Consider the following 11,876-nt stretch of genomic DNA (forward strand, 5'->3'; position numbering starts at 1 on the left):
ATTTTATCATTTTTTTACGAAAATTAAAACGATTGACAAATTTAGAGGAAGGATAAAAATAACGCAGAAAATATTTTCTGCGTTTTAAATGAAGAGCAATCATTTCTTTTTATATGTACATAATTTTTCAACTGCATAAAAGTATACGCTTAATTTGCCATCCACAACCTTTAAAGTTTGATCCGATGTAAATGAGTTACCATAATCAATGTGATATACATTAGAATCCTTAACAAATGAGCCTTTGTATAAATCTTCTTTTTTCTTTGTTGTTTGCATCTCTACTAAATATTGAATAATTTTTTCTTTCTTTTCTTCTTTTACAACTGTTTCAAATTTATACGATACAGGACAAAGACCGTTTTTGTTATCAATGACTTCCCAAGTACCGTATATGTCATTATTGCTACATCCACTGAGTAGTATAATGAATAATGTAATAATGAATAGAACCTTTTTCATTTTGTACTCCTTTCTTTTCATTTTCGATAAACGTGCGAATGCGATACGAATATTGTAATAAATAAAGTTTAAATTTTTATAAAGAATTATTTAATTTCATATAAAGTGAAACTTTAATCAGTGGGGGTCTTACTGCCCATTAAAGTGGGATAAAAATTGGAGTAGGTAGAGTTTTTAAAATAAAAAGGCATGAATCGAATGTAATCCCGATTCATGCATAGTGTGTTATCTTATATTTTGTTTTTTGAGGGTAAATGAAGCGGAGAGAAGAATGACAATGCCGTTTAAAATGTATACATTTACAATAGAAGAGGTTAGGTTAATTGCTCCAAAACCAGCGTTATCCAATATAAAAGTGAGTGCCGTAATTGTCAAAAAAATAATAGGCGTTAGCAGTAAAAATATGAAGCCTGCCACAACTCTTCTTTTAAAGCTATGTTGAGATAGGGAAATTGCTAAAAAGTTTATGATGCTAAACATAACGAATACAACAAAAAGGATAATAAATAACTGAATGCCATCAGACATTTTGCGCCTCCTATATACCTTATTTATATATTATATTCGAAAGTAAAATAGGTACTCCTTTAAATAATTTCAATAAGTGTATTAAATAAAATTATATATAACAAAAAGCATGGGTTAATCTAGTACTACTAAATCCATGCTTTTTGTTTATGTTATAAATTCGCAGATTGCGAAGGCTGTTTTTCATATTGTTTCTGTTTAGATAATGAAATGAAAATAATTAATAATGAAATGACACCGAAAATTAAGACCATGTACTGTAAACCAATCGTATCTAAGAAGAAACCAGTACCGAGTAAAACGATTTGGAACATAACTCTTTCAAACATATTACGGAATGAGAATAGACGGCCGTGATAGCTTTTTTCCACTTTCGTTTGGAAAATTGTCGACATAATAGGGAAGAAGCAACCGACACTAAAACCAAATAAACCAAATGATGTAAGAGACATCCATTTTATATCGCTAAAGAACAATGATAGATGTGCAAAAGCGGTACAAACTGCGAAGAAATATAATAATTTTTCAGGTTTGAAATGGTCAGATAAACGTTTAATAACGAAGGCACCTAACATAAATGCGATACCTTCAATTGTATATATAAAGCCTTTAATCGTTGGATCATGTTGCATTTCGCTAATATTGATTACCATTAAATTAAATCCGGCTATAAATAATAGAGGGATAATACTTAATATAAGTGCTGTGAAAGCAATCGGAATTCCTTTTAAAATACGAAATACTTCCATAAAGCTATTATCTTTTGCCGCTTGTTTACTTGGTGTTGTTGATTTCTTATCTTCGAATTGTAGGAAGAAAGTTGAGAGGAATAATAAAGCGTACGCTGCCATTGAGAAGGCATACATATACTGTAAACTCATTACAACTAAAAGAATTCCACCTAGTGAAGTACCTGCAATACGAGCGATTGTACCTACATTCATATGTACACCGTTCATTTGTAATAATTCATGCTCGCGTACGATGAGCGGGATTACAGATTGTAATGCAGGGAAATAAAATGCTGCTGAAATTTGAAGAGCAACCATAAATGCAATCATAAAGGCAATACTTTCAAATTGGATAGCGAAAAACATAAAAATAACACTAATAACACGACCAAACCCGGCGTAAAGAAGAACTTTTTTCTTTTCATACTGATCAATAATGCGACCAGCCATAGGCCCTACGAGAACACCTGCTAATAATCCGATAAATAATATAACTGATTTCATAAAATCAGAAGGGACATATTTTTGCATAAATTCAAGGTTACCAAGAATACCAAGCCATAACCCTAAACCAGCAATAAACTCCCCGATTAATACAATCCAAACATTTTTATTACGCCACATAATATAAAACCTCTCCGTCTTTTAAAATGAAAAACTCGTATATAAAACCTCCTTATTTTATGTATTATTAGTAACGAACTTTTTAAGAGTCAGAGTCTATATTACGTGTTTCATCAGCGGATTTCAATCTTTTTGATTTGTCAAAAAATCGATTCGTTAATTGATAAAATAAGCAAATTAAAATGTAAATTAAAATGTAAATACTAAATGATTAAAACATAACGAATAGTAGGGATAAATATCAAAAAAATAAAAAAAGCAAGAACATATAACTATGTCTCGCTTTTCTCAATTGCAAAATTAAACATTAGATTCACTTAGCAGCATTTACGCTCTTGTCCAATAGCTAAAGCGCTAAAAGATAGAGGACCAACAACTTCTGCGCTTGCACCACTAGTAAGGTTTTCTACAGTTAATGAATATTGGTGTGTTCCACTGCTAACATTTTGATCTATAGCTTGAAATGTTTGAGTGTAGAATTGCTCAGAATCTGTAGATTCAATACCTGCTTGTGCATTGAAAATTTCGAAGTTATCACGGAAAATTCGGAATAAAACTTGTGAAGTTCCAGATATACCTTCTACACCAATTGTAGCGATTAATTCTACTCGATTATTACGTGAATCTCTACTTGAAATTCTTACTTTCAAATTTGCTAGAATTGCTTTATTTGGAGAAGCTGGGATTGCAAAAGTGGTTTCACCCGTTTTACTTATAGGTTGAGTAGCTTGGTAATCAATGATATGAGTCATATTCGTCACCTCCTCATATACTAAAGTATGAAAATAGCAATGAAATAGCTTGGACAAATAATAGAATATTTTAATAGAGTCGACATTAATTGTTGAAAAGGAGTAATTCACAAAAAAGCATCAAGAAAATATCACAATACAGTGATGGTTTTCTTGGTGCTTTTGTACTTAGGCTGAATATTCTTCTTTACGTACTTCGAAAAATTCATTGCGACGTAAGTAATTATAAACTTTCTCGGAAACCTCTTCTTCTTCAGACATTAAGAAACGATGATCAAAAGCATAGAATGATTGACCTTTAATTAATTTTACGTAGTAAATTTTACACGCCTCCTCTAGCGAAATTAGTATTTACTTAATATTATGATGGCCTATAAGTATGTGAATCATACTTGAAGTTTCAAAGGATTGAAGTGAAACAAAATAAAAAAGCTTACAAAACTGTAATGTTGTTGTCACGTTTTCCGATAGTTAAAAATAACCAATCTCTTCTATACTACAAATAGGTTACATAAAATAAGGGGGTAAAAAAATGGATGAAGTGATTGGAGAAGTGGTAGCAGGTATTTGTGAATTTGTGGTGGAAGTAACAGCAGATGCTATTGGGAATTTAGTTTCTGGAAAGGATGAGGAAAAAGAAACATTATAATAGTTTGTAAAAGTATATAGATGATCAAACTATAAAGGCTGATTTCTAAAGGGAAGTCAGCTTTTTTATTTTTTACATTATATTAATTTTATTTGAATATTCATTTGTTATTATGTTTATAAATCGAATAAAGGGGGTGAATAAATAACTATGTCGAATTTAGGGACTAATTTATCTAATTCTTGTTTGATTGTTGTAAAGATAGAGGAAAAGGAATATCACTTTATTGTTCGTGAACATCCGATTGTAGGGAAGATTATATCGCTATTGGAAAATGGAAAAGAATATGGTTTAATAAATAAACAAATCGCTAATAAAGATAAATTTATTAAATCGGAGCTTGCTAAATTAGATTATTTTAACATAGATGTTCTATATCATACACCTGGATGGATATGGATTGGCATGGATCAATTTGGTTTACATGCTCGTGAGGCTACTTATAACGAAGTAGACATTATTATGAAGTTGAAAGAGGATTTATACTATATAGATGTAGATGAAAAAGTAAAAATGTAATGGATATTTAGTTAGGTTAGGGGACTAGTTCCCGTAACCTTTTTTGGTTAATATTAAAACGGAAAATAGATATGATGTAGGACAGCATGATAAGAAGTGAGCTGAAAAGAGGATTTGAAAATACATAAAGAGAACTTTAATTATTATATGAATTCTATATGTCAATAACAATAGAAAGAAGATGATAAAATGAATAAAGAAGAGCTTGTGAAACAACAGTTTGGTAATAATGCGGAGAAGTATGTAAAAAGTAAAATTCATGCTAAAGGACAGGATTTACAATATGTAGTTCAACAAGTTGAGTCTCGTCATAATAATCGTCTTCTTGATATTGCTACTGGCGGAGGACATGTTGCGAATGTATTAGCTCCATTGTTTCAAGAAGTAGTTGCCTTAGACTTAACAGAAAAAATGTTAGAGAATGCGAAAAACTTTATTATAAGTAATGGACATGAAAATGTATCTTTTGTCGCTGGAAATGCTGAAAGTTTACCGTTTTCTGATCGTTCATTTGATGTGATAACATGCCGAATTGCAGCACATCATTTTACGAATCCAGATCAGTTTGTTTATGAAGTAAATCGGACGTTAGAAGATAATGGATTGTTTATTTTAATAGATAATGTTTCACCGGAAAATAATGAATACGATACATTTTATAATTTTATAGAAAAAAAACGGGATCCGAGTCATGAACGAGCGTTGAAAAAAACAGAATGGATTACCTTGTTAGAAAAAAATAATTTGCAAATGCAGTCATGTCTTACCTTTGACAAGAAATTTGAATTTGACTGGTGGTGCGATATGATGAATGTACCTTTGCAAAAACGAGAGAAGTTAACAGAATGTATGATGAAAACATCACTTGAAATGCAAGAATTCTTTAACATTCAATATGAAAATAATAAAATTATATCGTTTTATACTGAAATGGCATTGTTTATATGTAGAAAAAGTGCGACATTAAAAAGATAAATTTCTTGCAGTCTTTTCAAAGTACGATATACTTAGTACTGAGAAAATGAGAATAGAGGAAAAGTAATAATGATTCGCGTACGTATTGAAGGAACTGAAGAAGAAATGCTTGAATTTATGGAGAAAATGCCAGATATTCCTGGATTTGAAAAAACACATATGAGAGAACCGAGAAAAGGAAATAATCCAAAATACGATTCAAGTAAGAATGTACTAGCATATTTATCTTATAAAAAGATTGAAGTCGCCAATAAATAGGCGGCTTTTTTAGTTTGCACTGTTTCACAGCCTTGTCTTTTTTACATAATAATAATAGTAGATTATGCTGAAGAGGGGTGAGGATAGTTAATAAGAAAATCATCTTTTTTGGAGACTTTGGTATTGACGATGCTGTGGCGTTAATTTATGCAAATAAAACATGTAAATTAGATATTATAGGTATTGTTGCTGAATATGGAAATGTATCGCGAGAAATCGTAACAGAAAATGTGTACTTTTTAGAAAGATACTATGCTACAGAAGTAAAGATCATTGAGGGTGCAGCAAGACCGATGACAGCTGAAGAACCTTTGTTTTTTCCTGAAATTCATGGAGAGCACGGCCTAGGCCCCATTATTCCACCTGAAATGAGGATTTGTAAACGGGAAAATTTTTGTGAATTAATTAAATTAATTGAGCCTTGTCCAGAAGATATTATTATCGTAGCGACAGGACGATTAACAACATTGGCAACATTATTTTTATTATATCCAAATGTAATGGATAAAATATGTTCGTATTATATTATGGGCGGTGCGTTTTTATTTCCTGGTAACGTTACTCCTGTATCGGAAGCAAATTTTTATGGAGATCCAATTGCTGCAAATATTGTAATGAAGTACGCAAAGAATGCGACTATTTATCCATTAAATGTAACGCAACAGGCCCTAATTACGCCTGAAATGGTGGGTATTATTAATAAAGAAGGAACAGGGCAGGCAAAGCTTATTAAACCAATGATTGATTTTTATTATGAGAATTTTTATAAAAAAGAATACCCTGGTATTGCTGGAAGCCCGATTCACGATTTACTTCCGTTCATTTCATTTATAAATGATGATATTTTTGAATATAAAAAATCTGCAGTTTGGATTAGTACGACAAATGACGTAACAAGAGGAGAAAGTGTGGCTGACTTTAGAAAAATAGCTGAGCCAACAAGGTTTGATGATCGGCCAATACAAAGAATTGCGGTTGGTTTTAACTATCCTGCATTTAAAGAAGAGTTTATGCGTACAATATTGAAGCCTGATTGCCCATAATAGGAGAAATATGAAGGGTTTCCACCACTAATCCAAAAACTAGTTGTTCATTATTTTGAAATAATCTAATAGTTGAGCTGTATGAATAACTTATGAAAAATGTAGCATAACTAATGGTAAGCAATTGTTTCTAATTATATTTTGATTGGTGAAATATAAAGGAGGTTATCATATGATTTGGTCTTTAATCGTTGGTGGTATATTAGGATGGTTAGCTAGTTTAATTACTGGCAGAGATGTACCAGGCGGTGTAATTGGTAATATTATTGCTGGTATTATTGGTTCTTGGATTGGTGGGAAATTACTTGGTAGTTTCGGCCCAGTAATCGGCGGATATGCAATTATTCCAGCTTTAATTGGTGCGATTATTTTAATCTTCATCGTAAGCTTCTTATTGCGAGCAATGCGAAAATGAATATAAGGACTGTTTACATTTGTAAGCAGTCCTTTTTATATGTTATGCTAGTATTATACAATCAGGAGGTGTCAGCATTGAAAACATTTACAGTAAATTTCCATCAAGAAGATAATGCGAAAGCGACAACAGTACATAAATTAAGTGAAGAGGACTTCAACAAAGCAACAGAAAAAGGTACTCGTCATCTATTTGATTTAGATACAAACGTTGGATTCTTCGTATTCTTTGATGCAGAAGATGCAGAAGGAAATGATCAATACTTAATGCTACAATATGAAGGGGATCATGAAGAGCCAACTGCGTGCTACGGATTTGATTTAAAACTATACTATCAATTCTTAGCATTATATTTAAACGATCTTGAATTCCAAGGTGAAACAGATGAAGAAGAGGAAGAGTATGGTCCAATCCATCATTTAGCTCACTTACTTTATCATATTGTTGAAGATGGAAAGTCAATCGAAGTGTAAAAATACATATGTAAAGCTGTCCTTTTTGGGCAGCTTTTTTCATTTTCTCAAGCAAAATATACAAAACCTTTGCTATAATTTTTATATATCTTGATAAACATATGATATGAATAGGAAGTGAAGTATTTGTTTACGATTGAGAACTATAAAAATTCTTTAATAAAAGGATTAGAAGCAAAATCCTCTGATTTGATCGAAAGGTTAAAAGTAACAACACAGCTTAATTATTATAAAGAAATAGATTTATTAGATTTTACTGTTTTTGTTCAGTCATTTGAATTGTCTATCGTTATGTTTTCAATGGATGGAGAAGCGAATGAAGTTTTTTATGAAGGGACTGATAAAGGAATTTTTTCTGGTAGCTATAATGTAATGGATGACATTACATATTATACGTTCAGTGATGAAGAATCTGATGAATTTTGGGATTTTTACGAAAAAAATGATGAGAAGTTATCTGAAATTGAAACGAAGACTATAGTAGAATGGTTTGCGACTTGCTGGAATAAAGCTGGTGGTATGAATGTTACATTACCTTCTTACGTTAGTTTTCATGATGATAATGAATGTTATGATTTACATAATGGTAAATGGATTTCTGATGGTGATAGATGGTTTGACTAAACAGAAAAAGCAACAAAGAAAGCTCATTTTTCTTTGTTGCTTTTTCTATTTTTAAGGCAGGATTGTAGTGTAATTGGCGAGAAGGGATATATAGGGAGATGGGGAAAAATGATAAACAATACAATTCCAAGTTTTTTAAAATTATGGGAAAGCAACGACGTAGAATTAGCAGTCCTCAATCAATATTTCACTTCGCATCCAGAGATATTTGAAGAATACTTTAAGTATCATTGTCCTAATACGAATGAAGGTCTTTCTAATGCCATAAAACAATATCCCGCAAAAATAGAAGATATTTGTATCATTGCAGAAACATTACCGACTATTATTCAAGAGATAACGAATGAATATCGTAATAAATATAGCTTTGATGTAAATATGAAATTCCACATATTTGTTGGAGCTTTTGGATCTAATGCATTCGTAGAGAGGGCGATCATTGGAGATATATTTTTTGCGGTAGAAAAATTATCTCCAGATTTGAAGCATCTTCGTGTTATTGTTGCTCACGAAATAGGGCATATATATCATAATGTTATGTTACAAAATAATGGAATGGATTGGGAGAAAGCGGAGTGGACCGATGCGGCAGTTAATTTGTATCGTGAAGGTGTTGCAACATATGTATCAAAGCAAATTGTGAAAGGTTTAAATGAATCAGTGTATTACTCATATAACAATGAAGGTGAACGATGGTTACAATGCTATATAGAAAATGAAGAACATATAAAGAAACGTTTTTTGGCAGATTACATAGAAGGATGGACGTTCGAAAAAGAGAAAGAGTGGTTCCGGTTATCTGGCGGACAATACTTTGGATACAACCGACTTGGTTATTTTTTAGGAACAGCTTTTGTAGAGGATGTTGTACAAGCACTAGGAGAAAGTGAAGCATTTACTTTTTGGAACAAATATAATTTGAAAAGTAGCGTAATGGATTGGCTATCAAAATGAATAGGATTACAATAGGAGGCTGAAATATATGAGAGTGTATGTAAAGATAGCTATGTTATTTCTCGCTTTTATGTGCCTATTTGCATTAGCAGCATGTAAAGGGACCGATGAACAAAAGGAAACAAGCCGAACATCAGAAAATAGTAAAAATGAACATAATAATTCTGCTGAAGAAAAGAAAGAATCTGATGCAAAATCAAATAATGAAGGATCAACAAAATCAGGTACAGATTCACGCTCGAAAGATACAGTAATCAATCAAAAATCAATTAACCACGTTAAAGAATTGTTTGAACTATCGAAAGAAGGAAAAGTACCTAACGCTCCGTTTGCAGCGCATACAGGAGATATTGAAGAAATAGAAAAAGCGTGGGGGAAAGCAGATAAAACGGAACAAGCAGGAAATGGAATGTACGCTACCTATACAAATAAAAATGTTTCCTTCGGTTTTAATAAAGGATCACAAGTTTTTGATGTACGCTCCTATCATGCAGAACTAAAATCAATTACATTACAAGAAATAGAAAAAGCATTAGGAAAACCAACTTCAGTTAAAGGAAATGGTGAAGATAAAATATATGTATATAAAGTAAACAATCAGTTTGAGTTAAAATTCATTATTCCAAAATCGACTGGTAAGGTAAATCATATTTCGGTATTTTCACCTGAGGATAGTATTAATAAAATGGCAGGGTAGGATAATAAAAAGGATGTCACAAAAGTCGAAATCGATGACCATGTGACATCTTTTTTTTGTGTAAATAAGAAACTTCCTTTTATAAAATATGATGGGGATGCTCTAAAACATCTTTTTGAATATCTTTTCTTTTTTTCTTACGCTCTAAATTTTGAACAAAAAGAACTTGAATAATGCCTCCAATTGTTAAGAAACAAGCACAAATATAAAATAGCATACTACCGTTTAGTTTACTTAATAAAACCGCACCGATAACAGGACCGCACGTTCGAGATACATCCCAATGTAACCCGTAAATTGAAAAATACAATCCACGTTTATCTGTAGGAGCGATTTCTGAAACGAATCGAAGCAAATGGTTGAAAGCAACACTTTCTCCAATGACTAAAAAGAGTAATGTGAAAAATAATGACAAGATTGTTGCTGAAAATCCATAGCCAATTGCAGCTATCGTAAAGCAGGTGTAAGCAATAAGTATGATTTTCGCCATAGAAAATTGTTCAGACCATTTTACAAGGAAAACTTGTAGAGTGATTTCCATAAGAGCTTTGCATGTTGTAATAAAAACGAGTATGCGATCGAAATCCGGAAGTGTATGTTTCACGAAAATAAGATAATTTGTTTCAGTTTGTGCATAAAAAAAGCTAATAGGAATTGTAGTAATCATTAGTCCAAATACGGCGTAATGTTTGTGTACAAATTGCTTTGGAGATGATATTTCAAGCTTTTGTGTTGGTGTTGTCATTGCCGGAGCAGTTTCTGGAAGCTGCGTCCAAACAACGACTGCATATGCTATAAGTGTAATGCTTTGCACTATAAATACATATTCAGGGTGAGTCTTATAAAAAATAGTACCAATTAAAGGACCGATTAGAGTACCTATTGCTCCCATCGTTTGCAGAAGAGAGAAGATTTCCGCTTGCTGTCCTTGTTTTGTTAAATCAGCAATTTGTGCCCGTTGAGCGGGAATATATAAGGAGCGGCCAACCCCATTTATGACGTATAATAATGCAAATATAAAAACAGATTGAGCAAAGACGAAGCTACCAATTGCAATACCTTGTAGTAATAAGCCGAGTAACATAATTTTTTTTCGTCCATATTTATCAGTAACTCCCCCAGCAATAAGTGTAAATACAATGTCTGAAAGTGGTTGTAATCCGAAAATTAGCATAGTTATTATGATATTACCGTTTAACATTTTATCAACGTAAATAATCATAATGATGGCTAACATGGATTCTGTTGTTCGGGTTAATAATTCGCCGCACATTCTTATAATAATTGGTTTGTTATAACGTAGTAAGAGATTGGTCAATATTAATTCCTCCTTTCTATATTGAAATGATAAGATGAAAGGAGAAAGAGAAAAAGGGTAGAAATAAAAGGGGTTATTTTTCACCTTTTAGGGGGAGTATGATGTTTATTTTAGATCAATATATTGAACTATGGTGTGTCTACGGTAAAGGGAGACGAGAAGGAGAACGATTAGAAGTAACCGTACAAATGATAGCAGAAACATTATTTTGTACAGAGCGTAATAGTAAATTAATTATAAAAAAATTAGAAGAGTTACATTGGATCACTTGGTTTCCAGGTCGTGGGAGAGGGAATCGTTCTAAATTAATATTTCAAAAGCAACCAGTTACACTAATTTTAGAAAGAGGAAAAGAATTAACGAAAAAAGGAGATGTGAAAAGTGGAATCTCATTTGTAGAACGCTACAGCTCACAATTTCCATCAATAAAGAAAGAGTATGAAGCTTGGGTAGATTCTATATTTGGTCATCAAATAGAACGGACATCTGAAGGAAGAAAAGACGTACTTCGTTTGCAAGTACAAATGAACCTGGACATCGCTTTAGATCCGGTTTACGCTACGATGCGCTCAGAATGTCATATGGTTAAACATCTTTTTGATACACTCGTATATGTAAATGAGGAAACAAATTTTATAGAACCAAGGCTTGCTTTTCAATGGGAATATAATGATGCTGAAAAGGTATGGACTTTTTATTTACGAAAAGGCGTTCGTCTTCATAATGGAAAACGACTTACTGCACATCATGTTATACATTCATTGAATCGATTTATGAAAGCTGAAAACAACCCATACGCATGGATGTTACAACATGTTGAAAGTTTCCGTGCAGTGGATGAATTTGTTGTTGAA

16 protein-coding genes are annotated in these 11,876 nt (G+C 32.1%); 10 read left to right on the forward strand and 6 right to left on the reverse strand.

Annotation, left to right across the window (positions count from 1 at the left end):
• Positions 1–99 precede the first annotated feature (99 nt).
• From MR079_RS25660 to MR079_RS25680, 5 genes are all read right to left on the reverse strand, one after another.
• Complete coding sequence (locus tag MR079_RS25660) at positions 100–462, reverse strand: hypothetical protein (protein WP_242294869.1); 363 nt, start codon at positions 460–462, stop codon at positions 100–102.
• Between the two features lie 225 nt (positions 463–687).
• Positions 688–990 (reverse strand): hypothetical protein, encoded by a 303-nt coding sequence (locus tag MR079_RS25665; RefSeq protein ID WP_242294870.1) that lies wholly within the window; start codon positions 988–990, stop codon positions 688–690.
• Between the two features lie 152 nt (positions 991–1,142).
• Positions 1,143–2,345 carry an MFS transporter gene (locus MR079_RS25670; RefSeq protein WP_000269246.1) on the reverse strand — a complete coding sequence of 401 codons (1,203 nt, stop codon included), beginning with the start codon at positions 2,343–2,345 and terminating at the stop codon, positions 1,143–1,145.
• A 317-nt stretch (positions 2,346–2,662) separates the two neighbouring features.
• The gene (gene exsC / locus MR079_RS25675) at positions 2,663–3,097 is read right to left on the reverse strand and encodes an exosporium protein ExsC (RefSeq protein ID WP_061182655.1); all 435 of its coding nucleotides are present in this window, start codon (positions 3,095–3,097) and stop codon (positions 2,663–2,665) included.
• Positions 3,098–3,265: 168 nt separating this feature from the next.
• Entirely contained in the window at positions 3,266–3,418 is a 153-nt protein-coding gene (locus MR079_RS25680) for a YqbF domain-containing protein (protein ID WP_071680000.1), read from the reverse strand.
• A gap of 478 nt (positions 3,419–3,896) precedes the next feature.
• Between MR079_RS25680 and MR079_RS25685 the strand changes: the two genes are divergently transcribed.
• The 9 genes from MR079_RS25685 (at position 3,897) to MR079_RS25725 (ending at position 9,704) form a co-directional block, all read left to right on the forward strand.
• Positions 3,897–4,265, forward strand: a complete 369-nt coding sequence (locus MR079_RS25685; RefSeq protein WP_139865887.1) for a hypothetical protein — start codon at positions 3,897–3,899, stop codon at positions 4,263–4,265.
• 189 nt (positions 4,266–4,454) lie between these two features.
• A complete protein-coding gene (locus tag MR079_RS25690) occupies positions 4,455–5,240 on the forward strand; it encodes a class I SAM-dependent methyltransferase (RefSeq protein WP_242294871.1) in 786 nt (261 codons plus the stop codon).
• 69 nt (positions 5,241–5,309) lie between these two features.
• Positions 5,310–5,498: a DUF3970 family protein gene (locus MR079_RS25695; RefSeq protein ID WP_000621879.1), complete on the forward strand. Its 189-nt coding sequence runs from the start codon at positions 5,310–5,312 to the stop codon at positions 5,496–5,498.
• A gap of 77 nt (positions 5,499–5,575) precedes the next feature.
• Complete coding sequence (locus tag MR079_RS25700; protein WP_139865885.1) at positions 5,576–6,541, forward strand: nucleoside hydrolase; 966 nt, start codon at positions 5,576–5,578, stop codon at positions 6,539–6,541.
• 172 nt (positions 6,542–6,713) lie between these two features.
• A complete protein-coding gene (locus MR079_RS25705) occupies positions 6,714–6,956 on the forward strand; it encodes a GlsB/YeaQ/YmgE family stress response membrane protein (protein WP_000638307.1) in 243 nt (80 codons plus the stop codon).
• Between the two features lie 77 nt (positions 6,957–7,033).
• Entirely contained in the window at positions 7,034–7,429 is a 396-nt protein-coding gene (locus MR079_RS25710; protein WP_000847587.1) for a hypothetical protein, read from the forward strand.
• A gap of 126 nt (positions 7,430–7,555) precedes the next feature.
• Positions 7,556–8,053, forward strand: a complete 498-nt coding sequence (locus MR079_RS25715) for a hypothetical protein (RefSeq protein WP_277933174.1) — start codon at positions 7,556–7,558, stop codon at positions 8,051–8,053.
• A gap of 108 nt (positions 8,054–8,161) precedes the next feature.
• Positions 8,162–9,007 (forward strand): DUF5700 domain-containing putative Zn-dependent protease, encoded by an 846-nt coding sequence (locus MR079_RS25720; RefSeq protein WP_242294873.1) that lies wholly within the window; start codon positions 8,162–8,164, stop codon positions 9,005–9,007.
• 28 nt (positions 9,008–9,035) lie between these two features.
• Positions 9,036–9,704 (forward strand): YjgB family protein, encoded by a 669-nt coding sequence (locus MR079_RS25725; protein WP_139865882.1) that lies wholly within the window; start codon positions 9,036–9,038, stop codon positions 9,702–9,704.
• Positions 9,705–9,783: 79 nt separating this feature from the next.
• Here the strand turns inward: MR079_RS25725 and MR079_RS25730 are convergent, their stop codons facing one another.
• Complete coding sequence (locus tag MR079_RS25730) at positions 9,784–11,022, reverse strand: MDR family MFS transporter (protein ID WP_139865881.1); 1,239 nt, start codon at positions 11,020–11,022, stop codon at positions 9,784–9,786.
• A gap of 101 nt (positions 11,023–11,123) precedes the next feature.
• Between MR079_RS25730 and MR079_RS25735 the strand changes: the two genes are divergently transcribed.
• Positions 11,124–11,876: SgrR family transcriptional regulator (locus MR079_RS25735; protein WP_242294874.1), on the forward strand; the 753-nt coding region annotated here is incomplete at its 3' end.

Source organism: Bacillus cereus group sp. BfR-BA-01381, assembly GCF_022663555.1.
Taxonomy (GTDB): domain Bacteria; phylum Bacillota; class Bacilli; order Bacillales; family Bacillaceae_G; genus Bacillus_A; species Bacillus_A pacificus.